The organism is Paludibacterium purpuratum (assembly GCF_004363805.1).
Lineage (GTDB): Bacteria > Pseudomonadota > Gammaproteobacteria > Burkholderiales > Chromobacteriaceae > Paludibacterium > Paludibacterium purpuratum.
Window position 1 is genome coordinate 111,734 of sequence record NZ_SNZP01000010.1, and the last position, 26,528, is coordinate 138,261.

Sequence of the window (26,528 nt, forward strand, 5' to 3'; positions counted from 1 at the left end):
CAATGCAATTGCAGCGAGTCCTCGACTACCTGGCGCGCGTAACGCGGGCGGATCTCGCGACATTCAGCCCGTTGTACTTCGGCGCTACGCGCCTGGGGTGGGTCAATGCCGAGTGGCGCCAGCGGCTTTTGGCGGCCGACGATCGCTTGTTCGCGGCCGATGGCCCGCGCCTCTACTGCCAAGGCGGCAGCGATTACCAGACACTCAGCGCACAACTGGCGGCTGCCGCGCGACGTTGGCACGCCGCCGGTTGGCTCAATGGTTGGCGCGATGAAAATTTCCAGGCGAGCTTGGCCGATGGGACGCCGTTGTTCGAGTTGGAGCGCGCGGCGTTCCGACCGCTGGGGTTGACCAGCCACGCCGTGCATCTGAACGGCCTAAGCCGCATGCCGGATGGCGAGGTGCGCATGTGGCTTGGCCGCCGCAGCCCGCACAAAGCCGTCGATCCGAACCGTATGGACAACATGGTCGGCGGCGGTGTCGCGGCCGGCGAGACGATCGAGGTGGCGCGAGAGCGCGAGGGCTGGGAAGAGGCCGGCCTCAGTGCCGAGCTGCTACGCGACGTCCGGCAAGTCGCCCTGTTGTTGGCGGAGCGGCCGGTACAACGCGGGCTGCACCGCGAATGGCTGCATGTGTTCGACATCTGGCTGCCGCCGGACGTGGTGCCCAATAATCAAGATGGCGAGGTGGCCGAGCACTGTTGCGTGCCCCTGGCCGAGGTCGAGTCGTTGCTGGTGGCGGAACGCTTCATGATCGATGCCGCGCTGGCGGCGGCCGACTGCTTGGCCAGACTGGGCTATTGGGGCGACGACAGCCGGCTGGTCCATGAGGCGCTGCAGCCTGCGTCGAGCGGCATGTTGATCGACTGAGCGCCGTCGGGGGGGGCTGACACAATTCAGTTCAAGCAAATCGTCGCAGTGTTGCTATGGTTGGGGAGAGGTTCGGTCGGCGATCTACGCGTTTCCCCGGAATTGCGGAAACCTTTTTGACAGATTACTTTGTTAAGCTAAACGCATAATTTCTGTCTTTTCACAGCATTGCCTTGAGGTTTCCGCAGTGTATCGTTTGAAATTGATATCCAATACGTTCGGCATCGATGACAAAAGCCCGATCTATCCCACGGTGGAGTCTGCTCGCAACGCAGCGCAAGTGATGCTCAGGCTGTATCGCGGCAAGGTGAAAGTCGAGATCTATCAGGTGATCGATCTGCGAACGCATCAGAAGCGCGTGATCGAGTCCATCGGTTCCCCGGAGTAACCCTGTTTCCCGCGGCTTTGGCAGGCATTCCCTATCTATGCCATTTTTTGCTGTCCTGGGCGGGTTTCTTTTCGAATTTAAATCGATCGTTGTCGGCATCTTGCTGATCGGACTGGCGCATCCGATGTGGCTCATAAGCCTCGTCAAGGCCCGAATGGCACCGAGTATGTCCCCTTTCTGCTGGCACTCTTCACACCGGCGTTGGCCCGAAAACCGACTACGGTTCTCTATGACAGGCAGGGTCGTTGCCCCTCGACTAGAATCGGGAGTGCGAGTTTTCTGATTTTTCTATTGTTCCATCGTGGCGGCGCTTATATTGCGAATTTGAGCAAAAGTGCAAAGAATCGCCTATGTCCCGACGATTGCGTGAAGCGAGCAGGGGCGCTTTGCGATACGCGGTCAGACGAACAGGGTGCATCGGAGATCTTGGAGAGGGGGGGCGGGCGGAAAACCTTGCCCTGTAAGGCTTGGGTAGGACTGGCGCACCCGACAGGGATCGAACCTGTGACCTTCGGCTTCGGAAACCGACACTCTATCCAACTGAGCTACGGGTGCGCTGAATTTGAAGCAGGGCGGATAATAACGCAAAGCGAGGCCACAAGTCCAGTAGGGGTTTTGCCTTGCGGAAATGCTTCTCGTATAATCGGCAATTATTAAATGTCATTATTTTTTCAGGCGAGGCGCGAATGAGCAATGAAAACGGAATGGCACCGGGGCAGATCGTCAAAGTCCTGGTCGGCATCGTGGTATTCCTTGTCGTGGCAATCACTCTGCTGGCTAAGCTTGCCACCAGCGGCTTCAATATCGATGCCGAGGTCATGACCAACGAATCCGTTTCCGCACGCCTGAAACCGGCTGGCGAATCGGTGGCCAGCGATGGTCAACCGGGCAGCCGCAGCGGCGAGCAGGTGTTCCAGGCCGTTTGTATCAGCTGTCATGGCGCCGGTCTGCTCGGCTCGCCGAAGTTCGGCGACGCGGCGGCCTGGGGACCGCGTATCGCCAAGGGGTACGACACGCTGCTGCAACATGCTTTGGGTGGTTTCAATGCCATGCCGGCCAAGGGCGGCAACACCACGCTGACCGATAGCGAAGTGGCACGTGCGGTGGCTTATATGGCCAACAAGGCCGGCGCCAAGTTTGCCGAACCGAAATCCGATGCCAGTGGGGCGAGCGCCGCAGGTAGCGCACCCGCCAGTGCCGCGGTCGATCCGGAAGTGACCGGCAAGAAGATCTACGAGTCGGTTTGCGTCGCCTGCCACCAGGCTGGCGTATCCGGCGCACCGAAGTTCGGCGACAAGGCGGCTTGGGCCGTGCGTCTGAAGCCGGGGCTGGATGAAGTGCAGAAGATCGCCACCAAGGGCCTGAACGCCATGCCGCCGAAGGGTGGTTTTTCCGGCAGCGATGCCGAGTTCCGTTCGGCCATCGAATATATGGCGAACCATTCGAAGTGAGCGATTTAGCGCCTGGTAGCGACGACCTGTCTTAAAGGACAGGTGCTGTGATAGCAGGCTTTGCGGCATCATTGGGACGTCTGACTGGCCTGGATGACGCGCAAAGACCGCTGTTTCGCTCCCTGGTTTTGTGCCGAGTCCGGCATGGGTGATTCCCTATGAATTTACCCTACCCAGAGATGTTCCTCATTCTTGTATTGGCGCCCTTCACGGGCGCCATTTTTTTGCCGGCACCGTGGCTGGCGGCAAGAAAATGCCGCTAGAAAACGCCTGCGGCTTCGATTCTATGGTTCGTATTGCCATCTGGCCAGTATTCCGTCCGAGTTTCCTGACTTAAATTAAGTATGTTCTAATTTTTTAATAATTGAGCGTTGCGTAGGATTATGCTGTCGGCGTCGATTCCACCAGGGAGTTTGCAAGTCATGATGTTGAAGAAAATTGCATTGGCGGTTCTGGGGCTGTCTTGTGCCTCCGCTTTCGCGTGCACCACCATCGTCGTCGGCAAGAGCGTCTCGGCCGACGGTTCGGTTCTGGTTGGCCGCAACGTGGATGCCGGCGCGGGTAACCACCCGATCCATTTCATCAAGCACGACGCCGTGGCCAAGGGCTTCTTGTTCAAGTCGGTACAGTCGCAGTTCACTTATCAGCTGCCGGATCATCTGATGAGCTATACCGGTTTGCCCGATTTCGACGGTAAGAGCCAGTCTTACGAAGAAGCCGGTTTCAACTCGGCTGGTGTGACGATGTCCGCTACCGAAACCATCCAGAGCAGCGATGCCGCCCTGAAGGCCGATCCGTATCTGGACAAGACCGGTATCACCGAAAGCGAAGTCACCTCCATCCTCCTGCCGCAAATCAAGTCGGCGCGTCAGGGGGTCGAATTGCTGGGTAAGATCATCGATACCCAGGGTTCTGGCGAAGGCTTCGGCATCGTGTTTGCGGATAAGAACGAAGCTTGGTATTTGGAAAACGGTGCCGGCCACCAATGGGTCGCCGTGCGCATTCCGGACAATATGTATTTTGTCTCGGCCAACCAAGGTCGTCTGCGCGAAGTGGATCTGAACGACACGGCTAACGTCATGGCATCCAAGGGTCTGGTCGACTATGCCGTGAAGAACGGTCTGGCTCAGCCGCGTACCGACGGCAAGTTCGATTTCTTCTCGGCTTATACCGAAAACGGCCCGAGCAACGTCTACTACAACTACTATCGTGTGTGGACCGTGCAGGGTATGTACAACCCGAGCCTGAAGAACGACAGCTACAAGGACGGCAAGGCGCCGGTCTTCCTGAAGCCCGAGCATGCGCTGACGGTGACCGATGTCGAAACCGCCCTGCAGAATCATTACCAAGGGACGGAAAACGAGCCGTACTTCACGCAAAACCCGAAGGCCAAGTATCGCCCGATCTCGGTGTTCCGCGCGCAAGAGTCGCATGTGCTGGCACTGCGTGCCACGCTGCCGGCGCCGATCGCCAACGTCGAGTACTTGGAGTTGGGGATGACCGCGCTGGGGATTTACGTGCCGTTCTATCAAGGCGCCAAGATTCCGGCGTCCTATCAGGACAACACCGACAAGGCCGACAGTACTTCGGCTTGGTGGAAGTTCCATAAGCTGCAGACCTTGGTGATGCAGGACTTCCCGAAATATGCGCCGGCGGTCAAGGATGGCTACGCCAAGCTCAATGCCGATATCCAGGCACAGCAAGCAGCGTTCGAGAAAGAGTATGTGAAGGTCTATGCTCAAAGCCCGAAGAAGGCCGAGAAGTTGTTGGACGCCTTTACCGCGCACACGGTTAGCCAAGTGGATGCGCTGACCGAGCAGATGACCAACGATGTGTTCACTCAAATGGCCATCGAAACCAACAAGAAGTATCTGTTCCACGGTTCCTGATCGACCGGGTTTGTTGGTAAGTGAAAAGGCCGCTCTATACCGAGCGGCCTTTTTTAATTTATGTCGATCCGTCTTTGCCGGTTTTGGCGCCTAGCATGGCGCTGAGGTTGGCCAGTCGCGCTTTACCCTCCGTGCGGCTGACCAGCGGTTCGGCACCCGGCCGGCCGAAGTGCTTGACGTCCTGTTGGTCGATTTCTGAGATGAAGCGCGACGGGTCGACGAACAGCCACTCGCCGGCGCGGCGGCGCTTGACGCAATAGCTGAGCGTCAGGCTGCGCTGGGCGCGGGTGATGCCGACATACATCAGCCGGCGCTCCTCTTCGATCATGCCGTTGTCCACCGACTCCTGGTGCGGCAGGATACCTTCCTCCACGCCGACCAGGAATACATGCGGATACTCCAGTCCCTTGGAGGCATGCAGTGTCGACATCTTCACCGCGTCGACCTCGCTCTCGTCCCGGCCTTCCAGCATGGTGATCAGCGCGATGGTCTGGGTCAGGTCGATCAAGGTCTTGCCGTCTTGTTCGCCTTTCTTGCCAAGCCAGGCGACCAGTTCCAGTACGTTTTTCCACTTGGTTTCCGCCGGGCGCGGCTCTTCGCTATCGTATAACCAGGCCTCGTAACCGATGGTCTGCAGCATCTCCAGCGTGAGCGCCCCCGCCGGCTCCCGGGTGGCCCGGTACTGCAAGTGGTTGATCAGGCGACAAAAATCCAGTAGCGGTTCGAGCTGAGCCGGTTGAACCTGGTGTTGAAAACCTTCTTCGTGCGCCGCGGCGAACAGGCTTTTCTGACGCTGTCCGGCGTAGGCGCCGAGTTTTTCCAGTGTGCCGGCGCCCACACCGCGCCGTGGCGTGGTCAGAGCGCGGATCAGTGCCGGATCGTCATCCGGATTGCTGATCAGGCGCATATAGGCAATGACGTCCTTGATTTCCGGTTTGTCGAAGAAAGACTGCCCGCCGGACATCTGGTAAGGGATGCGCTGGTTGCGCAGCGCCTGTTCGAAGATGCGCGCCTGGTAGTTGCCGCGATACAGAATGGCGTAGTCCTTGAAGTCGGTTCGGTGTTCGAACTTGTGCGCCAAGAGGCGCTGCACCACGATTTCGGCCTCGTGTTCCTCATCCTTGCATTGCACTACGTGGATTGGCTCGCCCAGCCCCAGTTCGCTCCACAGCTGCTTTTCGAACAATTTTGGATTGTTGGCGATCACACTGTTGGCGGCGCGCAGAATACGCGCGGTCGAGCGGTAGTTCTGCTCCAGCTTGATGATCTTGAGTTTGGGAAAATCGTGCTGCAGTAGGCGCAGGTTTTCCATGTTGGCGCCGCGCCAGGCGTAGATCGACTGATCGTCGTCGCCGACCGCGGTGAACATGCCGCGCACGCCGGTCAATAGCTTGACCATCTGGTATTGGCAGGTATTGGTATCCTGGTACTCGTCGATCAGCAAGTAGCGCAGCTTATTCTGCCAGCGCTCGAGAACCTCCGGATGACTGCGCAACAGCTGTACCGGCAGGCGGATCAGATCGTCGAAGTCCATGGCCTGATAGGCACTCAGCGTGTCCTGGTAGGCTTGATAGGTGCGGGCGCACACGGCGTCGAATTCGGTCTCGGCCGCGTCCAGTACTTCCTGCGGATTTTTGAAGTCGTTCTTCCACAGCGAGATCTGCGTTTGTACCTTGCGAACCTCTTCCTTATGCGTCGTCAGCAGAATGTCGGAAATGATCTTGCCGGCGTCGAAGGCGTCGAGGATCGAGAACTGCGGTTTGTAACCGAGGTGCGGTGCCTCCTGGCGCAGCATGTGCATGCCGAGCGAGTGGAAGGTGGAGACGGTGAGCCCGCGGATCTCGCCCGGATTCATCAGCTTGCCGATGCGTTCGAGCATCTCGCGCGCCGCCTTGTTGGTAAAGGTGATGGCGGCGATATTGCGTGCGCTGATGCCGGCGTGGCGGATCAGATGCGCTATCTTGAACGTGATGACGCGGGTTTTGCCGCTGCCGGCGCCGGCCAGCACCAGCAGGGGGCCGTCCAAGTGATGAATCGCATCGCGTTGCGGCGTGTTCAGTTGAGTCAGGGACATGATTACTCGGGTCGGGGCGGGCCATGGGCCGGATGGTTTGCCTGCGGGGCCGGCGTGCGGTTTGTCGCGTTCTAAATAAATCGGTAATGCAGAGCGTCCATTGTAGCATGCGGTATCATGTCACTTCGTGCGGATCGCGGCGACGCGTCCGACAGAGAAAGGAATCTGACCATGGCCAGCTACGCAATCGGTGACATCCAGGGCTGCTACGCCCCCTTCCAACAGCTTCTGCGCAACATCGAATTCAACCCCGGTAAAGATACGTTATGGTTGACCGGCGACCTGGTCAATCGCGGCCCCGAGTCGCTTGAAGTGCTGCGCTGGGTGTATGCCCACCAGGATTGTGTGCAGATCGTACTGGGCAATCACGACTTGCATTTGCTGGCGGTGGCCGAAGGGTTCGGCAAGGTGCATGCCAGCGATACCTTGCTGGATGTTTTGCACGCCGCCGACGGCAAGGTGCTGCTCGACTGGCTGCGTTGTCAGCCGCTGATGATCGCCGGCGGCGGCTATGCGATGGTCCATGCCGGCCTGATGCCGGAGTGGACCATCGACCGGGCGCTAGGCTTGGCGGAGGAGGTGGAGAACGAGTTGGCCGGCCCGGGGTATCGGGACTTCCTGGCGCGCCTGTACGGCAACAAGCCCACGCGTTGGAGCGAAGAGCTGCGCGGCGTTGAACGGCTTCGCCTGATCGTCAACGCCATGACGCGCATGCGTCTTTTGACGCGCGACGGCGAGATGGACCTGTCTTTCAAGGGGGAGTTGGCCGATGCGCCGCCAAACCTGGTTCCATGGTTCACCCTGGAGCGGCGCCGCAGCCAGGGCACGCCGATCATCTGCGGCCACTGGTCGGCGCTTGGGTTGTTCGTCACCGACGAGATCCTGGCGATCGATACCGGGTGCCTGTGGGGCGGGAGCCTTACGGCGCTTCGACTTGAGGATCGGCAGTTGTTTTCGCTTGAGTGTCCGGCGTATCAGGCGATTGCTTGAGATTGACTGCAATGTCGTGACGCGCGGCCTCGGAGAGCTCGAAGCGGGTGAGCAGCGGTTCGCGGCCGCTGACGAGCGGCTGGCCGTAATGTATTTCGACGATGATCTTGCGTAGCTTCAATAGCCGCGTGAGGCTTTGCCAGAAGGTCGTTTCGCCGGCGTAGGACGGTGCGGCGGTCAGGTTGCCGTGCTCGTCCAGGTAGCGCAGGGTGATCGGCAGCACCGTGCTGTTCGCCAGTATCGCCGATTCGAATAGCGACGATTTAAACGGCAGCAGATGGTGTCCGGTGGTGGTCGTCCCTTCCGGAAATACGCACAGGCAGTCGCCCTGTTTCAACGATTCGGCCATGATCTGGTTGACCCGGCCGGCATCGCGCCGGTTGCCGCGGTCGATGAACAGGGTGCCGCCGCGAGCGATCATCCAGCCGACTACCGGCCAGCTGCGAATTTCCTTCTTGGCGACGAAGCGCGGCGGCGTGAAGGCTGCCAGCGCGATGATGTCGAGCCAGGAAACGTGGTTGGAAACCAGCAAGGTATTGCCGGGAAAGACCTCCGGCAGTTGACCGGTGACCCGTGCTTCCAGCGCCAGCGACGACAAGAACTGCTTGCACCAGCGGCTGATCGCGGCGATCTGTTGTTCGCGCGACAGGCGCGGATAGCGGAAAGTCAGAATGGTGAAACCGATCAAGAAACGCCAGCACATGCAAAAGAGGCGCAGCAAGCGGGTCGGGGCGGCGGTGAGGGGCAGATGGGTCTTCAAGGCGGTATGGTCTGCAATTTTCGACGAACGATCCGTCACTCTAGCATGGTTGGCATTGTGGGCAATAGTAAGAACTTCTTTGCCCTTGGCGGATATGACATATGGGCGTTGCACAGCGCGGGCAGGGCTGTTCGGCCCGATCATAGACTTGGTAGCTCTGTTGGAAGTAGCCGGGTTTTCCTTCTGCGCCGACAAAATCGCGCAGTGTGCTGCCGCCGGCGGCAATGGCACGTTCGAGCGTTTCCTTGATGATGCGCGCCAGCAGATCGCATTCGGCGCGCGACAGCGCACCCGCCTCGCGGGCCGGATGAATGCCGGCGCCGAACAGCGCTTCGTTGGCGTAGATGTTGCCGACGCCGACCACGACGTGGTTATTCATCAGCATCAACTTGATGGCGCTACGCTTGCCGCGGGTGGCCGCGAACAGTGCCGCGCCGTCGAAGGCGGCATCGAGCGGCTCCGGGCCGAGATCCTTCAGTAAGGGATGGAATTCGAGCGGCCCGATGTACCACAGAATGGCGCCGAAACGGCGCGGGTCGCGATAACGCAGTAGCCGGCTGTCGAGCACGAAGTCGAGGTGGTCGTGCTTGCCGGCAGGCTCCGTCGGCTCGACGATGCGCAAGCTGCCCGACATGCCCAGATGGATCAGTAGGCAACCAATGTCGAAATGGAGTATCAGATACTTGGCGCGGCGCTCGATGGTGCGCACGGTCAGCCCGCGCAGCGTGTCGGCAAGATGTGGCGGCACCGGCCAGCGCAGCCGCCCTTCGCGCACCACCACATCGCGGATGGTCTGGCTTCGCAACCAAGGCTCGACACCTCGGCGAGTGGTTTCGACTTCCGGTAACTCTGGCATAGCGCGAATCGTTCCTAAAATAGGTCTAATAATGAAAGAATCATCGTAACGCATGTTATTCTACCCATTCGCCCGATCTTAATTCCATGCTGATGAACTCGTTAAAACGCACCCTGCCATTGCTCGTGCTTGCAATGCTCTCCGCTTGTGCTGCGACACAGTCGCCAGCGCCGGTTCGCGCTCCCGTTGCCGCGTCCGATGCCGCAAACGCCTCGCCGGCCGCCGACGATGCGCGTTATCCGAAAATCGCGCTGACGCCGGAGTTGCTGTTCGGCGTGCTGGCCAGTGAGATCGCCGCGCAGCGCGGTGCGATCGGCTCCGCGGCGGTGACCGAACTGACGCTGGCGAAGCAGACGCGCGATCCGCGTCTGGCGGAAAGGGCGGCACAGTTCGCCCTGGTCGCCGGCAATCTGGCCTCCGCCGAAGATGCTTTAAATTTGTGGCTGACAATCGATCCCGACTCGGTTCGCGCGCGCGAGCAATTGGGCGCGGTGGCCCTGCGTACCGGCAAACTGCAAGAAAGTCAGCGCCTGATCGGCGAATTGCTGGCCAAGGAGCCGGAGATGGCCGTGCCGGTCTTTGTCCAGTTGGCGAGGTCGGCAGCGGAGTCGGCTGACAAGACGGGCTTTTACGCGATGGTCGATAGCTTGGCCGCGTCCTACCCCGACTTGCCTGAGGCCCGTTTCGCGCTCTTGGCCGCCGCCGCCGAAGTCGACCGCCAGGATGTGATCGATCGGCAGTTCGATCGCCTGGCCGTGCTGGCGCCCAAATGGGACTTGCCGGTGGCTTGGCAGGCCGAACGGTTGCGCAAGGCGCAGCCCGAAGCGGCTATCGCTTTCCTGAAAAAGGAGTTGGCACGTCGTCCCGATGCTTCGCTGGAGCTGAAGATGGCGTACCCGCGCCTGTTGGTGGCGCAGAAACATTTCCCCGAGGCGCGTCAGGCCTTCGAAGCCTTGTTGGCGAAGGCGCCGCGCCAGCCCGAGCTGCTGTACGCCACTGGCTTGTTGTCCTTCCAGTTGGGCGATTTGCCGGCGGCGCGCCGCGATCTGGAGACTGCGCTGGCCGAGCACTATCCCGACACCGATTTCCTCGAATACTCGCTGGGGCAGATCGCCGAGGCGCAAGACGATCTTAAAACCGCCGCCAACTGGTATCGGCAAATTGGCGAGGGCAATCAATACACGCCGGCACAAGTGCGGCTTGCCTTCATCGAGGCGCGTGGCGGCGAGGCGGAGTCCGCCATCGCCCGGCTTAGCCGGCTGGGTAGTACACCGGAAGAGAAGGTGCAACTGACTCTGGCCCAGGCCGAGATCGCTCGCGGCGCCAAACGCGACGATCTGGCCTATGCCCTGCTGACCCGGGCGCTGCACACTCAGCCGAAACAGCCGGATCTGTTGTACGAGCGCGCGCTGGTCGCCGATATGCGCAAGGACACGGCGGGCGCAGAGCGCGATTTGCGCCAGGTGCTCAAGCTGGAGCCGGACAATCAAGAGGCGCTCAATGCCCTCGGTTATATCCTGACTGTCCGTACCACGCGCTACCAGGAGGCATTCGGCCTGATCGAGCGCGCCCTGAAGATCGAGCCCGATAATGCGATGATCATCGATAGTATGGGTTGGGTGCTGTTCAAGCTGGGACACGGCGAGGAGTCGATCAAATATCTGCAGCGGGCTTATGCGCTGTTGCCCGATCAGGAAGTGGCGGCACATTACGGTGAGGTGCTGTGGTCGTTGGGACGGCAGGGCGAGGCCCGAGCGCTGTGGGAGAAGGCGCGCCAGGCGACGCAGGAGCATCCTGAATTGGACGAGACCATGCATCGACTGATGGTGCCGTGATGCGTCGAGCGTTGCTGCTTGGCTTCGGCTTGTTGCTAGCCGGTTGCGCTAGCCAAGAGACGTTACTGCGTCCCGCCGCGCCGCAGACCGCCAGTGTCGATGCGCCGTTCTCCGCCTCGGGCAGGTTGTCGGTGAATATGGCTGGACGGGGCAATACCGCCAATTTCGAATGGACGCACACCGCGGCCAGCGATGAGCTGTCGATCAATACGCCGGTCGGTACGACCGTGGCGCGTCTGTCGCGCGACGCGAGCGGAGTGACGCTGGATGCCGACGGTAAAATCTGGCAAGCCCCCGACGTGGAGAGCTTGACTAGGGCTCGGCTGGGGTGGCCGTTGCCGCTGGATAATCTGATCTGGTGGATTCGCGGCCGGGCGGCCCCCGGGGTACCCGCCGAATACGATGCCGACGGTAGCCTGCTGCAGCAAGGGTGGCGTATCCGTTTTCTCGGCGAAACCGGTAGTCAGAGTCCTTATCCCAAACGTGTCGATCTGGCGCGAGACGATCTGACGATCCGTCTGGTGACCTATCGCTGGCAATAATTTTCCGATCGTGCTCGACATGGCTTCCATCGATTATCAATTTTTCCCGGCCCCGGCCAAGCTCAATCTGATGCTCAAGGTGGTCGGTCGCCGCCCCGACGGCTACCACCTGTTGGAAACCGTGTTCCGCTTTGTCGACTTCGGCGATACCGTGGCCATCGCGCCACGCGACGATGGGCGCGTTGTGCTGCACGATCCGATCCCCGGTATCGAACCGGCGCATGACTTGACCGTGCGCGCGGCGCGCCTGCTGCAGCAGGAAACCGCTTGTCCGCTAGGCGCGGATCTGTGCGTGACCAAGCGAATTCCCATGGGCGGCGGGTTGGGGGGCGGCAGTTCCGACGCCGCCACCGTGCTCTTGGCGCTCAATCGCTTGTGGGAAACCGGTCTGTCGCGGGAGCGGCTGATGATACTGGCAGGGCGGCTTGGCGCCGATGTGCCGGTATTCGTTTTCGGACGTAACGCTTTCGCGCGCGGGATCGGCGACGAATTGGAAGCCGTGGCGCTGCCGCAAAAATGGTACGTGGTGTTGCGCCCCGAGGCCCATGTTCCGACCGCTGAAATTTTTTCATCGCCGCTGTTGACAAGGGATTCCGAGCCTAGCATAATGCCAATCCTCGAAACGACGCAGCAAGTAGGAAACGACCTGCAGAGCGTTGTGTGCAAGCTGTATCCGGCGGTAAAAGAAGCGCTGGACGAACTGGGAAAGTTCGGTTCGTCGTTAATGACTGGCTCTGGAAGTTGTGTTTTCCTGGAGTGCGACAGTGAAGACGAGGCAGCAAGAATTTTTCGGGTTGTGTCGGCAAGGTATGACGGCTTCGTGGCCAAGGGGTTGGATCGCCACCCGTTATACGACGCAAACTGAACAGATTACTGGGGAGTCGCCAAGTGGTAAGGCACCGGATTTTGATTCCGGCATTCGTAGGTTCGATCCCTACCTCCCCAGCCACAGTTTCTCTATGGTAGAGAACCAGAATAAAAGCGTGTAAGTTTCCTTACACGCTTTTTCTTTATTCCAGTTGGGGCGACGACATGGCGGCATACGACAGTTTGATGGTTTTCACCGGTACGGCAAATCCGGAACTCGCACAAAATGTGGTCAAGCACCTGGATATCTCGCTCGGACGGGCAGATGTCGGCCGTTTCAGCGACGGCGAGGTCGCGCTGGAGTTGCTGGAGAATGTGCGTGGCCGCGACGTGTTCATCCTGCAGTCCACCTGTGCCCCAACCAACGACAATCTGATGGAAATTCTGGCGATGGCCGATGCGTTGCGCCGCGCTTCCGCCGGCCGTATCACCGCCGCCATCCCGTATTTCGGTTATGCCCGCCAGGATCGCCGCCCGCGTTCCGCCCGCGTGCCGATTTCCGCTAAGCTGGTCGCCAATATGCTGACCTCGGCCGGGATCGACCGCATTTTGACCGTCGATCTGCACGCCGACCAGATCCAGGGCTTCTTCGATATGCCGGTGGACAACGTGTACGCCACGCCTGTGCTGTTGAAGGACATGCGCGCCCAGCGCATCGAGGACTTGATCGTGGTTAGCCCCGACGTCGGCGGCGTAGTACGCGCCCGCGCCATGGCCAAGGCGCTCAATACCGACCTGGCCATCATCGACAAGCGCCGCCCCAAGGCCAACGTGGCGGAAGTGATGAACATCATTGGCGACGTATCCGGCCGCACCTGCCTGATCGTCGACGACATGATCGATACCGCCAATACCCTGTGCAAAGCGGCCTCCGCGCTGAAGGAGCGCGGCGCCGAACGCGTACTGGCGTATGCCACCCATCCGGTGTTCTCCGGCCAGGCGGTCGACCGCCTGATCCATTCGGACATCGACCAGGTGGTGATTACCGATACCATTCCGCTGACCGCCCAGGCGCGTCAGTGCGAAAAGATCCGCGTGGTCTCCATTGCCGGCCTGCTGGCCGAGACGCTGCGCAGGATCAACAACGAAGAGTCGGTTTCCTACCTCTTCAACGAAGAACTGGTTTCGTCGGGCGCCTGCCTGCCGTAACACGGTCGGCCCTTTGGCCACCGAAGATTTCCGGGTAACCGGAAAACATGTCTGTCACTGGTCGCGGTGGCGGACATGCCTTTAACTTGAATGGAGTACTGCAATGTCTTACGAATTGATCGCTGCTAAGCGTGAAGAGATGGGTACGGGTGCGAGCCGCCGCCTGCGTCACGCTGGCAAGCTGCCGGGCGTGGTTTATGGTGGTGAAACGACCGCCGAGTCCGTTGTGCTCGAGCACAACCCGGTTTACTACGCACTGAAGGAAGAAGCCTTCCACAGCGGCATCCTGACCCTGGTCATCGATGGCAAGAAGGAAGCTGTTCTGCTGCGTGACTTCCAAATGCACCCGTACAAGCAGCAAGTCCTGCACATCGACTTCCAGCGCGTCGACCTGACCGCCCCGATGCATGTGCGCGTGCCGCTGCACTTCGTCAACGCCGATGCTTCGCCGGCCGTGAAGGTACAAGGCGCCAAGATCACCCACGTGCTGAACGACGTGGACGTTCGCGCTCTGCCGAACCAGATCCCGCACTTCATCGAAGTCGACCTGTCCGCGATCGAAGCCGGTGCTTCGGTTCACCTGAGCGACTTGAAGGTTCCGGCTGGCGTGGAAATCACCCAACTGGCTCGTGGCGACAACTCCACCGTTGCCCAGGCCGTCGTGCCGCGTGGCGTGGCTGAAGCCGCTGCCGCCGCCGAAGAAGGCCAGGCTGCCGCCGAGTAATTTTCGGCAACGGTCCAAGCCCGCTGCGCGCCCTTGCTGGCCGCCGCGGGCTTTTTACTGTGCAGGGAATGAGTCGTCGAACGAAGACACCGCCATGACAGCGATCAAACTGGTTGTCGGTCTGGGGAACCCCGGGCCCGAATATCAACGAACCCGCCATAACGCCGGCTTTTGGCTGGTGGACGAGTTGGCGTGGGATTACAAGCAGTCGTTTCGCCCCGAGGGCAAGTTCTTCGGCGAAACCGCGCGCGCGAGCCTGGCGGGCGGCGCCGATCTATGGCTGTTGAAGCCCTCGACCTTCATGAATCTTTCGGGCCAGGCGGTCGTTGCGCTGGCCCGGTTCTATAAAATTCTGCCCAATGAAATCCTGGTGGTGCATGATGAGCTCGACCTGCCGCCGGGGAGCGCCCGCTTTAAGCAAGGCGGCGGCCATGGCGGGCACAACGGCCTGCGCGACATCATCGCCAAACTCGGCACACAGGATTTCTGGCGCCTACGTCTGGGCATCGGCCACCCGGGCGATCGCAACGAAGTCGTCAACTTCGTGTTGAAGAAGCCTAGAAGCGAAGAGCAGGGCGCGATCGATCAGGCGATCGTGGCCGCGCTCGGCGTATTGCCGCAGGCCATTGCCGGCGACATGGCCGGCGCGATGAAGACGCTGCATACCGCAGCCAAATGAATCCCGCGGGCGGCGTGACCGATACGGACTGCCCGGTAACCAAAGGAATGCACTCATGAGCCTCAAGTGCGGCATCGTCGGTTTGCCCAACGTCGGTAAATCCACCCTGTTCAACGCTTTGACCAAGGCCGGCATCGAAGCCGCCAACTATCCGTTCTGCACCATCGAGCCCAACGTCGGCATCGTGGAAGTACCGGATACGCGCATGGATCAGCTGGCGGCCATCGTCAACCCGCAACGTATGCAGCCGGCCATCGTCGAATTCGTCGACATCGCCGGCCTGGTGGCCGGCGCCTCGCGCGGCGAAGGTTTGGGCAACCAATTCCTGGCCAACATCCGCGAGACCGACGCCATCGTCAACGTGGTGCGCTGCTTCGACGACGAAAACGTCGTGCACGTGGCCGGCCGCGTCGATCCGATCTCCGATATCGAAACCATCGGTACCGAACTGGCGCTGGCCGACCTGGCCACCGTGGAGAAGGCCATCCAGCGCGACGGCAAGAAAGCCAAGTCGGGCGACAAGGAGGCCATCAAGGCCGTCGCCGTGCTGGAAAAACTGCGCGGCCACCTCGACCAGGGCAAACCGGCCCGTAGCCTGGGGCTCGACAGCGAAGAGATCGAACTGATCAAGCCTTACTGCCTGTTGACCATCAAGCCCGCCATGTATGTCGCCAACGTGGCCGACGACGGTTTCAGCAATAATCCGCACCTCGATGCACTGCAAAAGCTGGCCGATGCCGAAGGCGCGCCGGTGGTGGCTTTGTGCGCGGCCATCGAATCCGAGATTGCCGACCTGGACGACGCCGACAAGGTCGAGTTCCTGGCCGACATGGGGCTGGAAGAGCCGGGCTTGAACCGCTTGATCCGCGCCGGCTATAAATTGCTGGGGCTGCAGACCTACTTCACCGCCGGGGTGAAGGAAGTGCGTGCCTGGACTGTCGCCGTCGGTGCTACCGCACCGCAAGCCGCCGGTGTCATTCACACCGACTTCGAGCGCGGCTTTATCCGCGCCCAGGTGATCAGCTTCGACGACTTCGTGGCGCTCGGCGGCGAGGCCAAGGCTAAGGAAGCCGGCAAAATGCGCGTCGAAGGCAAGGACTACATCGTCAAGGACGGCGATGTGATGCACTTCCTGTTCAACGTCTAAGCTTTTCCGATTGCCTAGAGGCCCTCTTCGGAGGGCCTTTTCTATGTCTATCCGTCGCCCTCCCTGCTTTCATCGAACCGCTAGCCAGTACACCGGTAGCGCGATCAGCTCTCTTGCCATCGAGTAGAGATCGCGCGCCTCGAAGTAGTTGGCATGCGCTGTGCGGACTGTTTCGATACCGGCGCGGTGCAGTGCGTAGCGGCTGCGGGTGATGTGGAAGAACTGCGTGATGACCAGCGCACTCTTGAAGCCTTGCGCCTTCATGATGGCTGCGCTATTCCGGGCGGTGGCCTCGGTGGTGTCTCCATGCTCGTCTAAAAGGATGACGGTGCGTGGAACCGACTGCCGGTCGGTCAGGTACGATGCCATGACGAGCGATTCACTGAAACCTTCTTCTCCCGTGCCGCCGCTGACGATAATGCGCTTGAACATGCCCTGCCGGTATAGCTCGGCGGCCTTGTCGAGCCGTGCACGCAGGCGATCGGAAGGCGTGCCATCCGGCATCACCTTTGAGCCGAGAACCACACCGACATCGCTCTCTTGAACATCGTCATGCAAGCCGTCAATCGCGATGCCGCCGATGCCAATCAGCGAGAGAGCGATGACGAGGAAGATGAGTCGTTTCATGGGTTTATTTGCGGTAGCCTGCTTGAGGCTATTTTAGCAGCCCATCAGAGGGGGTGAAGCGAGCGCAGCGGCTCTTGATGTTTTTGTCCGCTGCCGCCTCGGATCGTCATACCGGCCTTCCACGCCGGCTGGCCGACAGCGTTTCGCCGAACATCTTTTTATAAGCTTGCCCCAAATGGCTTAAATGCCAGAAACCATGCCTGGCGGCCAGATCCTGGATATCGAGCGCCGAGAGTGCCGGCGTGCGCAGGTCGCGCCGTAATGCCTGCAGCCGCACGGCGTGGATGAAGGTCAGCGGCGAGACGCCCAGTATCTCGCCTATGCAGTTTTGCAGCGTGCGCCGCGTTAGGAAAAGCCGTGCCGCCAAGGCGTCGACTGTGACGGCGGGTCGCAATGGATCGACGATCAACGCGCGTGCTTGGGCGACCAGTGGCGCATGGCGTCGGCCGCGCGGCGGCACATCCGGTCGCTGCCGGGCTGGGCGCAGCAGCGTCAATAGGGTCTGCAGCAAGCCTTCAGCCACCGTGTCGAGTAAATCGGCGCGCCACGGGTCTTGACGCAAGCTCAGTAGAAGCTGGCGCAGGGCATGGCTCAGTTGCCAGTAGGCTGACTCCGTCAAGGGCAAGACGCCGGGACGCAGGCAGCCGGCCGGCAGCGCCGCCCCGAAACGCCGCGCCGCGAACTCGGCCAACCAAGCCTGGTCGAGTACCAGGCCGAAGATGCCGTAACAATCGGGCGTGCGAAGCGTGAAATCGTGGTTGGCCGGGCAGATCAGCAGATGGTGTGCGATCGCGCCATGGCCGTTGAAGCTCGGCCCGGCGCTGCCCGGCGACGACGATAGCCCGAACCAGATGGCGCCAGGCCAGGGCTGGCATTGTTGCCAGGTGGCATGGCTGGTGTATTCATGAAATATCTGCAGGTGGTCGTGGCGAACCTCGTCGAGCCGGCCGCGAAACGCGCCCTCGCTCAATTGCAGATAATCCTGCTGCCAAGCGCTGATGCTGTGCGCCTGCTCGTCCACGTCGCTGACCTGCCACTCCCGGTAGCGCGCCTGTCCCTGTGCCGTCGCCATATCATCCTCATGCGGCGTATCGCCCTGCCAAATGCTCATGCACATTGCATGCCAAGCGGCATGCGCGGTTTTGGCGGCGGTCTGTGAGAACGGTGCACCAAGATGATTCAGCGGTACCGCGCGAGTGCGTTATTGCGGTGCAAAACATTTTCCGGTTTTCGATAACGTTAGGGCTTGGCTACCGCCTATGCTGCCGACATGAATCACAGCACAAGGGAGCAAACCATGAGTACGACAGGTAAGGAACTCGCTCAACGTCTCGGCCCCTGGCAACTATGGGGCATCGCAGTCGGCTTGGTCATTTCCGGCGAATATTTCGGCTGGAGCTACGGCTGGGCCAGCGCCGGCACGTTAGGCTTCATGGTGACCGCGCTATTGGTCGCTGTCATGTATACCGCGTTCATTTTCAGCTTCACCGAGCTGACCACATTGATTCCGCATGCCGGTGGGCCATTCGCCTACGCGCGCCGCGCCTTCGGCCCGCTGGGCGGCTTCATCGCCGGCCTGGCGACGCTGTGCGAGTTTGTCTTCGCGCCACCCGCCATCGCACTGGCGATCGGCGCTTATCTGAATGTGCAATTTCCCGGGCTGTCCGCCAAATGGGTGGCGGTCGGCTGCTATGGGGTATTCATGACGCTCAATGTGGTCGGTGTCGGCATCGCCGCCACGTTCGAGTTATTCGTCACGGTCTTGGCGATCGTCGAGCTGCTGGTATTCATGGGCGTGGTGGCGCCGGGTTTCCAGTGGCAGCATTTCGCCCAGGCCGGTTGGGCGGGGCAAGACCGTTTTCAACTCGGCTCGGTTTCCGGTATGTTCGCGGCGATCCCTTTTGCTATCTGGTTTTTCCTCGCCATCGAGGGGGCGGCCATGGCGGCGGAAGAAGCCAAGGATCCGCGGCGGACGATCCCGGTCGCCTATATCGCGGGCATTCTGACGCTGGTTGCGTTGGCGCTGGGGGTGATGGTGTTTGCCGGCGGGGTGGGCGATTGGCGCTCGCTGGCCAATATCAACGATCCGCTGCCCCAGGCGATGAAGCGCATCGTCGGCGGCAACAGCGGCTGGTTGCACATGTTGGTCTGGCTTGGCCTGTTCGGTCTGATCGCCTCGTTTCACGGCATTATCATGGGCTACTCCCGCCAGATATTTGCGCTGGCGCGCGCAGGTTTCCTGCCGCCATTCCTGGCGGCGGTGCATCCGCGCTTCAAGACGCCGCATCGCGCCATTCTCGCCGGTGGCGTCGTCGGTATCGCCGCGATTTTCAGCGATAACCTGATCGTGATCGCCGGCCAGCCGCTGACCGCCAATATCGTCACGCTGTCGGTGTTCGGCGCCATCGTGATGTATATCGTGTCCATGCTGGCCCTGTTTAAACTGCGTCGCGCCGAGCCACTGCTGGCACGGCCGTTCAGCGCGCCGGGTTATCCGCTGGTGCCTGCTTTGGCACTGGCTTTGTCCTCGGTCTGTCTGGCGGCGATGGTGTACTACAATCAGCTTCTGGCCGCGATCTTTGCCGCCATGCTGGCCGCCGGCTTCATCTACTACCGCCTGACCTCGCATCACCGCGCCGCGGCAGAGAGCGATGTCATGCTGGAAGGGCAATTGATCCCCCTCGATACCAAGTGATCCACCCCGGAGGACGGGCGTCGTTCGGCGCCCGCTTGCACCATGGCCTACACCTCGATGCTGGGAACGCGCCGTTACCGCTTTCCCGATCTTAAAACCCTGATGGCGCGCGCCACGCCGGCACGCGCCGGCGACCGGCTGGCGGGTCTGGCGGCCGATAGCGCCGAAGAGCGCGTGGTCGCACGCATGCGGCTTGCCGAGGTGCCGCTGACCGAGTTCCTCGGTCAGGCGTTGATCCCCTACGAGGCCGACGAGGTCACCCGGCTGATCGTCGATACGCACGACCGAGCGGCGTTTGCGCCGATCGCGCATTTGACGGTCGGCGATTTCCGCGAGTGGTTGCTGTCGGACGAGACCGATAGTGCGATGCTGGCGCGTGTGGCGCGCGGTGTGACGCCGGAAATGGCGGCGGCGGTGAGTAAGCTGATGCGCAATCAGGATCTGATCCTGGTCGCCGCTAAATGCCATGTGGTCACGCGCTTTCGCAATACCATCGGACTACCGGGGCATTTGGCCGTGCGGCTGCAGCCCAACCACCCGACCGACGACGCACTTGGCATCGCCGCCTCAATGCTCGACGGCTTGCTTTACGGCGCCGGCGACGCGGTGATCGGCGTCAATCCGGCGAGCGACAGCCTGGCGGTGATCCACGATTTGTTGCGGCTCATGGACGATGTGCGCGCCCGCTTCGACATCCCGACCCAGACCTGTGTGCTGACGCACGTGACCAACACGTTGGCGCTGATCGAGCGTGGCGCGCCGGTCGATCTGGTGTTTCAGTCGATCGCCGGCACCGAGGCGGCCAATCGCGGTTTCGGTATCGACCTGGGGATGCTGGCAGAGGCGCGCGAGGCGGCACAAGCCTTGCGGCGCGGAACGGTCGGCGACAATGTGATGTATTTCGAAACCGGCCAGGGCAGCGCGTTATCGGCCAACGCGCATCACGGCGTCGATCAACAGACCTGCGAAGCGCGCGCCTATGCGGTGGCACGGCATTTTCAGCCACTGCTGGTCAATACCGTGGTCGGTTTCATCGGCCCGGAATATCTGTATGACGGCAAGGAGATCATCCGCGCCGGGCTGGAAGACCACTTTTGCGGCAAGTTGCTGGGGCTGCCGATGGGCTGCGACATTTGCTACACCAATCATGCCGAGGCCGATCAGGACGATATGGACAATTTGCTGACCTTGCTTGCCACGGCCGGCATCAATTTCATCATCGGCGTGCCCGGCGCCGACGATGTCATGCTCAACTACCAGAGCACTTCTTTTCATGACGCGCTCTATGTGCGGCAATTGTTGGGATTGAAGCGCGCGCCGGAGTTCGAGGCCTGGCTCGAGGCCATGCAGATCACTCGCGCCGACGGCCGTTTGTTGCCGCAAACCGCCTCGGCATCCTTGCTCGACCTGACGAGGGGGCGGCTATGAGTATGGACGATCGACAACGGCAATGGCTGCAGAGCGATCCATGGGCGCATTTGGCCAGTACGACGCCGGCGCGCATTGCGCTGGGACGTTGCGGCGTGAGCGTGCCAACCGGGGAAACACTGCGTTTCGCACTGGCGCATGCCCAGGCGCGCGACGCCGTGCATGCGCCGATGGCGGTCGATGACATTGCCCAGGCGTTGCGGGCACAGGGGTTCGATTCGATCCGGGTGCAAAGCCAGGCGGTTTCGCGCGATGTCTATCTGCAACGGCCCGATCTGGGGCGACGGCTGGATGCCGACAGCTTGGCACGGCTGCAGGCATCTGCGAGCGAGCCGGACGAGCTGGTCTTCGCGGTCGGCGATGGTCTGTCGGCGCTGGCGGTCGACCGCCATGCCGTACCGTTATTGGCACTGGCCCGCCCGCTGCTCGAGGCGCAAGGCTGGCGCATCGGCCCGGTGGTGTTGGCAAGCTTGGCTCGCGTCGCGCTCGGCGACGAAATCGGTGCGGCGCTGAAGGCGCGCGCCGTGGTGGTGCTGATCGGCGAGCGGCCCGGCCTATCGTCGCCGGACAGCATGGGCTTGTATCTGACCTATGCTCCACGGCCGGGGCGGCGCGATGCCGAGCGCAACTGTATTTCCAACGTGCGGCCAGCCGGGCTGGCCTTGCCGTTGGCGGCACGCAAATTGGCATGGATGCTCGATCGCGCGCGCGAATTAGGGTGCAGCGGCGTGGCGCTCAAAGACGAGAGCGACGCGATCTTGCCGGCGTCGCCCGGGATGCTAGCAGACATTTAGCTGACGGTGTGCTTGCGCCAAAGCGCCAGCAATGCGTCCAGGTCGGGTAGCCGATTGTTCGGCGAGAAGTTTGTGGGCTCGAAGATAAAACCGTGCATCGCCACCGACGCCTTGTTGAAGCCCTGGCGAGTCAGATCCGCCGGGGCTTGTTCATACGCCGTGGCCCAAGCCTTGAAAGCGCTGACCACCGCCTCGCGTCCCGCCTTGTTCGGCAAGCCAGCGAGCAAACGGCACTGTATCCGATAGACTTCCTCGGCGGATTTGCCGATCACCTGCGTATCCCACAGCTTGAGCGGGGAGACGACCGTTTTGATCATGTCCGAGGTCTGCTTCAGATCGAGTGCCTGCTTCGGTTTTGCCTGTGCTTGATCCCGATACATCGCGACGATAGCGGCTGAGCTCGCCGGCGTTCTGAATAGCCCGTCGCGCGCCTGGTCGGTCGCGTGCGGCAGTTGTTCGGCAAAGCCACGCATCTGCTGGGCAACGCGTTGCGCCACGTGCGGCTGTTGCGTTAGCGTGGCGAGGAAGGCGACGCGCGCTTGTTGTGCGGCGGTATTGGTTGGCAGCGGCGGTGTGGCGCCGAGCGGTGGCGGGGGCGGTGGGGCCTTGCGAACGGGGACGGCCAACTTCGGCGGTTGATCTGCCGCGGGCACGGCAAGCCGCTGTTTTTGCCTCGGCGGGCGTTGCGGGATCGCGTAGATGGCGGTGCCGAACTGGGTCCGCGGGGGAACCAGCGGCTTATCGCCTTGCAGGGGATGTTGGTTTGGAACGTGTCCCGTCAGCAGCTTGCTCAACGACGGCCGTGGCGGCGGTGTCGGACGGTCGCCGATCAATGATGCCGCGGGCGTTGACGGTGCGATGATGGCGATTTGGCGGCCAGCGTGGTTCACGGGTCTGGGGGGGGCGCCGGCAAGGGTGCGCGCTGCATGCACCACCGGCTGTGCGGTGTAGAGTCTTCCGATCATCGTCGATTTCCTTAGGGTGTTTGTCGGTAGGGGGGAGCGGGAGAGTCGTGGCGGCGGAGGGGCGTGGCAGGCTCCAGCAATCGTTCCGCACTGGCGACGAGCATGTCGAATGCCGCCACAACGGTAGGTAGATCGTTGCCTTGGACTGGCAGACGCAACCAGCAGACCAGATGGTCGTTAGTATCGAGCGCCGCCACCGGCAGCCAAGGCGATGCGGCGAGCTGATTGCCGCGTAACGCCCAGGCCAACTGCGTCGTTGGGTCGTCTATCACGGCAATGCCCAGATCTGCCTGTATAAACCAATGGTCATCGTCGATGCAGCCTAGGTGAACGGTGAAACGCTGGTCTATCGCCAGGCTGATGACGTCCTGGTCGGAGGCGGGCACCGGCATATCGAAGCCGAGGTGGTGCAATAGCTCGCTGGCGCGGCGATGAAACTCAGACAGGTCTCTCATGATTCCATTACCTTGGGTGTCCGTATTCGGGCACTTGAGTTGAGGAAACGCGGAGTATGGTGAGGGCTGACGCGAGTTGCTTTAGGAATTGTCCCAGCTTTGTGGCATTTTTGACTTGCAGCCGGGTGGGCGGTGGGCAATAAAAAAACCGGCCAGGCGGCCGGTTCTTCAGGAGTTACACCAACTCGGGCTGGTGTGCGTACATGCGTTCGATGACTTCTCGGCATCGTTCGGCGATCACCTTGCGCCGCAACTTGAGCGTCGGCGCCAGCTCGCCTTGATCGACGCACCAAGGACGGTCGAGCAGCGTGAATTTGCGAATGTGTTCCCAACTGCCGAAGAAGTGATTGAAGCGCTTGATTTCGCGGTCGATCAGTTCGTGTACCTTCGGGTGCAGCGTCATCTCGCAGTCGGAGGTATAACCGATGCCCTGATCCGCGCACCATTCGCGGATCTTGTCGAATAGCGGCACGATCAAGGCGCTGGGGAATTTCTCGCCGTCGCCCACCACCATCACTTGATCGATGTAGGCCGATTCCTTGAGCTTGTTCTCGATCACCTGAGGCGCGATGTACTTGCCGTTGGAGGTCTTGAACATTTCTTTCTTGCGGTCGGTGATGCGGATGTAGCCTTGTTCCATCACACCGATGTCGCCGGTATGCAGCCAGCCGCTGCGCAGCACTTCGGATGTCAGCTCGGGTTCTTTGTAGTAACCGGCCATGACGTTGTCGCCGCGCACCAGGATTTCGCCATCGTCGGCGAAACGCACTTCGACGCCCGGCATCGGTACACCGACGGTGCCGATGCGCACGCCTTCGGCCGAGAACGGGTTGGCCGCGATGACCGGCGACGACTCGGTCATGCCGTAGCCTTCGCTGACGACGACGCCGCAAGCCCAGAACAGGCGTGCCAGACGGGGTTGCAGCGCGGCCGAACCGACATTGATCCAGCGTAGCTCGCCGCCCATCGCCTGGTACCACTTGTTGAATACCAGTTGGCGGGCGATGGCATAGCGCGCGCGGTCGTACAGCGAATAGCGTGTGCCGGGCTCAAAATGCTCGGCCAGGTGCAATGCCCAGATATACAGCTTGCGGGTGAAGCCTTCGAGAGTGCGCGCCTTGCCCGCCAGTTTCTCGTAGACCTTCTCCAACACGCGCGGTACGGCGCTGAAGGTGTGCGGACGGACTTCGGAGAGCGTGGCGGATAGATGCTCCACCGTGCTGAAATACACGGCGGTGCCGGTGTGCAGGTAGTAGTGCACGCAGGCACGTTCGAAAATGTGCGACAGCGGCAGGAAGCTGACTGCACGGCAGCTGCCGCGTGGCAGGCCGGTATGACTGGCGGTGGACACCACCGTCGAGACCACGTTGCGGTGCGAGAGCATGACGCCCTTCGAGCGACCGGTGGTGCCGGAGGTGTAGATGATGGTGAAGACCTGATCGGGTGTGATGGCGTCGCGGATCCGGGTCAGTTCGGCCTCGTCGCCGGTCTCGCCTGCCTTGAGCAGTTCGCGCCAGGTGGGCAGGTCGGCAATCTTGCTCAAACCGTAAATCGGGCAAGGAGCCGGTGCCATGGCGGCCGCGAGCTTGTCGCGCTGGGCGGCATTGCCGGCAAAGGCGAGTTTGACCTCGGCGTGCGCGAGGATATATCGTGCATCTTCGAGCGTACAGGTCGGATACAGCGGAACGCTGATGGCGCCAATCTGCTGCAGTGCCAGGTCGACCAGCGCCCATTCCAGGCAGTTCTCGGCGGCAATGGCCACGCGGTCGCCTTGGGCGATACCCTGGCCGATCAGACCGAGGCTGAGCAGGTCGACGGTTTTTACCGCCTCTGCCGTCGACAGCACTGTCCAGGACTTGCCGTTCTTGCCGCCCAGGCAATCTTTGCGGGGGAATTGGTCGAGCTGCTGGCGCAGAAAGTCAAAAGCGCGGGTTTGCGTCATTCCGGCATTCTTGATTTTGGAAACGCCGCACCATAACGCGAAAGTGCTTCAGTGTAAAGAAATCTTCACGATTAAATTGCCTGAAATCAACACCCTGCCGGCATGAAATGCCTATGGTATTTTGTTTTTTTAAAATCAATGCATTATGCAAGTTAGAGAAATAAACGGTTTGTCTAGCAGCCAAACAGGCTCGAAGTCGGACCACCATCAAGGGATATGTGCATGAAATTCGCCACCAAGGCTATTCACGTCGGCTACGACAGCAGCAAGCACGGACACGCGGTGATGCCGCCTATCTACCAGACTTCGGTCTTTGCCCACGACACACTGGATGCCAACCAGCCATTTACCTATGCCCGCACCGGCACGCCGACCCGCGCCGCGCTGGAGGACAACCTGGCGGCGCTGGAAAACGCCGCGCACGGCCTGGCGTTCGGCAGCGGCATGGCGGCCATCGATGCCGTGATGCGTGCGGTGCTCAAGCCCGGCGACGAAGTCATCGCCCAACAAGACGTCTATGGTGGCGCCTATCGGCTGTTGACCAAGGTGATGGCGCCCGCCGGCATCAAAGTGCATTTCGTCGACTTGAGCGACTCGCGCGCCTTAGCCGCGCACCTGAACCCTGCGGTCAAGCTGCTGTGGCTGGAAACGCCCAGCAACCCGCTGTTGAATCTGGTGGATATCGTCGCGCTCAGTGCCGTGGCGCGGCAGAATCATACCTTGGTGGCGGTCGACAACACCTTTGCCACCCCCTATTTGCAAAACCCGCTTGATCAAGGTGCCGACATCGTCGTGCATTCGGCCACCAAGTACTTGGCGGGCCATTCGGACGTGTTGCTCGGCCTGGTGGCGGTCAACGATCCCGAATTGTTCCAGGCGATCCGCTTCATCCAAAGCGCTTCGGGCGGCGTGCCGGGGCCGCAGGATTGTTTCCTCTGCCTGCGTGGCATCAAGACGCTGGCCCTGCGTATGGAGCGGCATTGCGATAATGCGGAGAAAGTCGCGGCTTGGCTGTCGAGCCAGCCTGGCATCGAAAGGGTGTTCTACCCCGGATTGCCGGAACATCCGGGGCATGCGCTGGCGGCGCGGCAAATGAAACGCTTCGGCGGCGTCGTGACCGTCTATTTAAAGGAAGACTCTCGCGCCGCCGCCGCGCGGGTGGCCGAGCGGCTGCAATTGTTCGCACTGGCCGAATCGCTGGGCGGGGTCGAGTCGCTCGTCAACCACTCGGCCAGTATGTCGCACGGTGCGATGCCGGCCGAGCTCAAGCGGCAGTTGGGGGTGCGCGAGGGGCAGTTGCGCTTGTCGATCGGCATCGAGGACATCGACGACATCCTGGCGGACCTGGCGCAGGCGCTGGCAGAATAGGCCCGCCGCCGTAGGTGCATTGCCGACGGCGCAT

At 61.3% G+C, this 26,528-nt stretch carries 24 protein-coding genes and 2 tRNA genes; 17 read left to right on the plus strand and 9 right to left on the minus strand.

Features of this window, described 5'->3' with window-relative positions; all coding sequences use genetic code 11:
• The first annotated feature begins 2 nt into the window (after window positions 1-2).
• Both DFP86_RS13105 and DFP86_RS13110 read left to right on the plus strand, forming a co-directional pair.
• Window positions 3-869: an NUDIX hydrolase gene (locus DFP86_RS13105; RefSeq protein WP_133681938.1), complete on the plus strand. Its 867-nt coding sequence runs from the start codon at window positions 3-5 to the stop codon at window positions 867-869.
• Between the two features lie 196 nt (window positions 870-1,065).
• A complete protein-coding gene (locus DFP86_RS13110) occupies window positions 1,066-1,257 on the plus strand; it encodes a hypothetical protein (RefSeq protein WP_133681940.1) in 192 nt (63 codons plus the stop codon).
• A gap of 478 nt (window positions 1,258-1,735) precedes the next feature.
• On the opposite strand, the gene DFP86_RS13115 is transcribed toward DFP86_RS13110, so the two are convergent.
• A tRNA-Arg gene (locus tag DFP86_RS13115) sits at window positions 1,736-1,812 on the minus strand.
• 131 nt (window positions 1,813-1,943) lie between these two features.
• Between DFP86_RS13115 and DFP86_RS13120 the strand changes: the two genes are divergently transcribed.
• Together DFP86_RS13120 and DFP86_RS13125 are read left to right on the plus strand one after the other, a co-directional pair.
• Window positions 1,944-2,708, plus strand: coding sequence for a c-type cytochrome (locus DFP86_RS13120; protein WP_133681942.1), 765 nt, complete (start codon window positions 1,944-1,946; stop codon window positions 2,706-2,708).
• 422 nt (window positions 2,709-3,130) lie between these two features.
• A complete protein-coding gene (locus tag DFP86_RS13125) occupies window positions 3,131-4,597 on the plus strand; it encodes a C69 family dipeptidase (RefSeq protein WP_208108330.1) in 1,467 nt (488 codons plus the stop codon).
• A 58-nt stretch (window positions 4,598-4,655) separates the two neighbouring features.
• Here the strand turns inward: DFP86_RS13125 and DFP86_RS13130 are convergent, their stop codons facing one another.
• Complete coding sequence (locus DFP86_RS13130; RefSeq protein WP_133681944.1) at window positions 4,656-6,671, minus strand: UvrD-helicase domain-containing protein; 2,016 nt, start codon at window positions 6,669-6,671, stop codon at window positions 4,656-4,658.
• Window positions 6,672-6,842: 171 nt separating this feature from the next.
• Between DFP86_RS13130 and DFP86_RS13135 the strand changes: the two genes are divergently transcribed.
• Entirely contained in the window at window positions 6,843-7,661 is an 819-nt protein-coding gene (locus DFP86_RS13135; protein WP_133681946.1) for a symmetrical bis(5'-nucleosyl)-tetraphosphatase, read from the plus strand.
• On the opposite strand, the gene DFP86_RS13140 is transcribed toward DFP86_RS13135, so the two are convergent.
• Entirely contained in the window at window positions 7,591-8,421 is an 831-nt protein-coding gene (locus DFP86_RS13140) for a lysophospholipid acyltransferase family protein (protein ID WP_208108331.1), read from the minus strand. The genes DFP86_RS13135 and DFP86_RS13140 overlap by 71 nt on opposite strands.
• A gap of 40 nt (window positions 8,422-8,461) precedes the next feature.
• Complete coding sequence (gene mutM, locus DFP86_RS13145; RefSeq protein ID WP_133681948.1) at window positions 8,462-9,277, minus strand: bifunctional DNA-formamidopyrimidine glycosylase/DNA-(apurinic or apyrimidinic site) lyase; 816 nt, start codon at window positions 9,275-9,277, stop codon at window positions 8,462-8,464.
• Window positions 9,278-9,369: 92 nt separating this feature from the next.
• Here mutM and DFP86_RS13150 point away from each other — a divergent pair, with 92 nt between their 5' ends.
• The 8 genes from DFP86_RS13150 to ychF all read left to right on the plus strand — a co-directional run bounded on the left by DFP86_RS13150 (window position 9,370) and on the right by ychF (window position 16,220).
• Window positions 9,370-11,112, plus strand: a complete 1,743-nt coding sequence (locus DFP86_RS13150; protein WP_166642265.1) for a tetratricopeptide repeat protein — start codon at window positions 9,370-9,372, stop codon at window positions 11,110-11,112.
• Window positions 11,112-11,654 carry an outer membrane lipoprotein LolB gene (locus DFP86_RS13155; protein WP_133681952.1) on the plus strand — a complete coding sequence of 181 codons (543 nt, stop codon included), beginning with the start codon at window positions 11,112-11,114 and terminating at the stop codon, window positions 11,652-11,654. Before DFP86_RS13150 ends, DFP86_RS13155 begins: the two co-directional genes overlap by 1 nt.
• Window positions 11,655-11,673: 19 nt before the next feature.
• A complete protein-coding gene (ispE, locus tag DFP86_RS13160) occupies window positions 11,674-12,519 on the plus strand; it encodes a 4-(cytidine 5'-diphospho)-2-C-methyl-D-erythritol kinase (protein ID WP_133681954.1) in 846 nt (281 codons plus the stop codon).
• 9 nt (window positions 12,520-12,528) lie between these two features.
• Window positions 12,529-12,603: transfer RNA gene (locus DFP86_RS13165), tRNA-Gln, on the plus strand.
• 83 nt (window positions 12,604-12,686) lie between these two features.
• Window positions 12,687-13,670 carry a ribose-phosphate pyrophosphokinase gene (locus DFP86_RS13170; protein WP_133681956.1) on the plus strand — a complete coding sequence of 328 codons (984 nt, stop codon included), beginning with the start codon at window positions 12,687-12,689 and terminating at the stop codon, window positions 13,668-13,670.
• Between the two features lie 103 nt (window positions 13,671-13,773).
• Window positions 13,774-14,394 carry a 50S ribosomal protein L25/general stress protein Ctc gene (locus DFP86_RS13175; protein ID WP_133681958.1) on the plus strand — a complete coding sequence of 207 codons (621 nt, stop codon included), beginning with the start codon at window positions 13,774-13,776 and terminating at the stop codon, window positions 14,392-14,394.
• A gap of 94 nt (window positions 14,395-14,488) precedes the next feature.
• The gene (pth, locus tag DFP86_RS13180) at window positions 14,489-15,073 is read left to right on the plus strand and encodes an aminoacyl-tRNA hydrolase (protein ID WP_133681960.1); all 585 of its coding nucleotides are present in this window, start codon (window positions 14,489-14,491) and stop codon (window positions 15,071-15,073) included.
• Window positions 15,074-15,128: 55 nt separating this feature from the next.
• Window positions 15,129-16,220 carry a redox-regulated ATPase YchF gene (gene ychF, locus DFP86_RS13185; protein WP_133681962.1) on the plus strand — a complete coding sequence of 364 codons (1,092 nt, stop codon included), beginning with the start codon at window positions 15,129-15,131 and terminating at the stop codon, window positions 16,218-16,220.
• 69 nt (window positions 16,221-16,289) lie between these two features.
• Here the strand turns inward: ychF and DFP86_RS13190 are convergent, their stop codons facing one another.
• Both DFP86_RS13190 and DFP86_RS13195 read right to left on the minus strand, forming a co-directional pair.
• Window positions 16,290-16,847: a YdcF family protein gene (locus DFP86_RS13190; RefSeq protein ID WP_133681964.1), complete on the minus strand. Its 558-nt coding sequence runs from the start codon at window positions 16,845-16,847 to the stop codon at window positions 16,290-16,292.
• Between the two features lie 106 nt (window positions 16,848-16,953).
• On the minus strand, window positions 16,954-17,958 hold the full coding sequence (locus tag DFP86_RS13195; RefSeq protein ID WP_166642266.1) for a helix-turn-helix domain-containing protein: 1,005 nt from the start codon (window positions 17,956-17,958) through the stop codon (window positions 16,954-16,956).
• Window positions 17,959-18,144: 186 nt separating this feature from the next.
• On the opposite strand from DFP86_RS13195, the gene eat reads away from it, so the two are divergent.
• From eat to eutC, 3 genes are read left to right on the plus strand one after another with little or no spacing between them, the layout of a single operon-like run.
• Complete coding sequence (gene eat, locus DFP86_RS13200) at window positions 18,145-19,542, plus strand: ethanolamine permease (protein WP_133681968.1); 1,398 nt, start codon at window positions 18,145-18,147, stop codon at window positions 19,540-19,542.
• Window positions 19,543-19,584: 42 nt separating this feature from the next.
• Window positions 19,585-20,970 carry an ethanolamine ammonia-lyase subunit EutB gene (locus DFP86_RS13205; protein WP_133681970.1) on the plus strand — a complete coding sequence of 462 codons (1,386 nt, stop codon included), beginning with the start codon at window positions 19,585-19,587 and terminating at the stop codon, window positions 20,968-20,970.
• Window positions 20,967-21,764: an ethanolamine ammonia-lyase subunit EutC gene (gene eutC, locus DFP86_RS13210; protein ID WP_243729393.1), complete on the plus strand. Its 798-nt coding sequence runs from the start codon at window positions 20,967-20,969 to the stop codon at window positions 21,762-21,764. The genes DFP86_RS13205 and eutC overlap by 4 nt, the downstream gene beginning before the upstream one ends.
• Here the strand turns inward: eutC and DFP86_RS13215 are convergent.
• The 3 genes from DFP86_RS13215 to DFP86_RS13225 form a co-directional block, all read right to left on the minus strand.
• Window positions 21,761-22,729 (minus strand): hypothetical protein, encoded by a 969-nt coding sequence (locus tag DFP86_RS13215; RefSeq protein WP_133681972.1) that lies wholly within the window; start codon window positions 22,727-22,729, stop codon window positions 21,761-21,763. The genes eutC and DFP86_RS13215 overlap by 4 nt on opposite strands.
• Window positions 22,730-22,740: 11 nt before the next feature.
• Window positions 22,741-23,184: a CesT family type III secretion system chaperone gene (locus tag DFP86_RS13220; protein ID WP_133681974.1), complete on the minus strand. Its 444-nt coding sequence runs from the start codon at window positions 23,182-23,184 to the stop codon at window positions 22,741-22,743.
• Window positions 23,185-23,359: 175 nt separating this feature from the next.
• Entirely contained in the window at window positions 23,360-25,126 is a 1,767-nt protein-coding gene (locus tag DFP86_RS13225; protein WP_133681976.1) for an AMP-dependent synthetase/ligase, read from the minus strand.
• 222 nt (window positions 25,127-25,348) lie between these two features.
• Here DFP86_RS13225 and DFP86_RS13230 point away from each other — a divergent pair, with 222 nt between their 5' ends.
• Entirely contained in the window at window positions 25,349-26,494 is a 1,146-nt protein-coding gene (locus DFP86_RS13230) for a trans-sulfuration enzyme family protein (RefSeq protein WP_133681978.1), read from the plus strand.
• The last annotated feature ends 34 nt before the right edge of the window (window positions 26,495-26,528 follow it).

Excerpts from the sequence above, each read along its gene's own strand:
- DFP86_RS13105 (WP_133681938.1), top strand. The coding sequence starts at position 3 with ATGCAATTGCAGCGAGTCCTCGACTACCTGGCGCGCGTAACGCGGGCG.
- DFP86_RS13120 (WP_133681942.1), top strand. The coding sequence starts at position 1,944 with ATGAGCAATGAAAACGGAATGGCACCGGGGCAGATCGTCAAAGTCCTG.
- DFP86_RS13125 (WP_208108330.1), top strand. The coding sequence starts at position 3,131 with ATGATGTTGAAGAAAATTGCATTGGCGGTTCTGGGGCTGTCTTGTGCC.
- DFP86_RS13130 (WP_133681944.1), bottom strand. The coding sequence starts at position 6,671 with ATGTCCCTGACTCAACTGAACACGCCGCAACGCGATGCGATTCATCAC.
- DFP86_RS13135 (WP_133681946.1), top strand. The coding sequence starts at position 6,843 with ATGGCCAGCTACGCAATCGGTGACATCCAGGGCTGCTACGCCCCCTTC.
- mutM (WP_133681948.1), bottom strand. The coding sequence starts at position 9,277 with ATGCCAGAGTTACCGGAAGTCGAAACCACTCGCCGAGGTGTCGAGCCT.
- DFP86_RS13150 (WP_166642265.1), top strand. The coding sequence starts at position 9,370 with ATGAACTCGTTAAAACGCACCCTGCCATTGCTCGTGCTTGCAATGCTC.
- DFP86_RS13155 (WP_133681952.1), top strand. The coding sequence starts at position 11,112 with ATGCGTCGAGCGTTGCTGCTTGGCTTCGGCTTGTTGCTAGCCGGTTGC.
- ispE (WP_133681954.1), top strand. The coding sequence starts at position 11,674 with ATGGCTTCCATCGATTATCAATTTTTCCCGGCCCCGGCCAAGCTCAAT.
- DFP86_RS13170 (WP_133681956.1), top strand. The coding sequence starts at position 12,687 with ATGGCGGCATACGACAGTTTGATGGTTTTCACCGGTACGGCAAATCCG.
- DFP86_RS13175 (WP_133681958.1), top strand. The coding sequence starts at position 13,774 with ATGTCTTACGAATTGATCGCTGCTAAGCGTGAAGAGATGGGTACGGGT.
- pth (WP_133681960.1), top strand. The coding sequence starts at position 14,489 with ATGACAGCGATCAAACTGGTTGTCGGTCTGGGGAACCCCGGGCCCGAA.
- ychF (WP_133681962.1), top strand. The coding sequence starts at position 15,129 with ATGAGCCTCAAGTGCGGCATCGTCGGTTTGCCCAACGTCGGTAAATCC.
- DFP86_RS13190 (WP_133681964.1), bottom strand. The coding sequence starts at position 16,847 with ATGAAACGACTCATCTTCCTCGTCATCGCTCTCTCGCTGATTGGCATC.
- DFP86_RS13195 (WP_166642266.1), bottom strand. The coding sequence starts at position 17,958 with ATGAGCATTTGGCAGGGCGATACGCCGCATGAGGATGATATGGCGACG.
- eat (WP_133681968.1), top strand. The coding sequence starts at position 18,145 with ATGAGTACGACAGGTAAGGAACTCGCTCAACGTCTCGGCCCCTGGCAA.
- DFP86_RS13205 (WP_133681970.1), top strand. The coding sequence starts at position 19,585 with ATGGCCTACACCTCGATGCTGGGAACGCGCCGTTACCGCTTTCCCGAT.
- eutC (WP_243729393.1), top strand. The coding sequence starts at position 20,967 with ATGAGTATGGACGATCGACAACGGCAATGGCTGCAGAGCGATCCATGG.
- DFP86_RS13215 (WP_133681972.1), bottom strand. The coding sequence starts at position 22,729 with ATGATCGGAAGACTCTACACCGCACAGCCGGTGGTGCATGCAGCGCGC.
- DFP86_RS13220 (WP_133681974.1), bottom strand. The coding sequence starts at position 23,184 with ATGAGAGACCTGTCTGAGTTTCATCGCCGCGCCAGCGAGCTATTGCAC.
- DFP86_RS13225 (WP_133681976.1), bottom strand. The coding sequence starts at position 25,126 with ATGACGCAAACCCGCGCTTTTGACTTTCTGCGCCAGCAGCTCGACCAA.
- DFP86_RS13230 (WP_133681978.1), top strand. The coding sequence starts at position 25,349 with ATGAAATTCGCCACCAAGGCTATTCACGTCGGCTACGACAGCAGCAAG.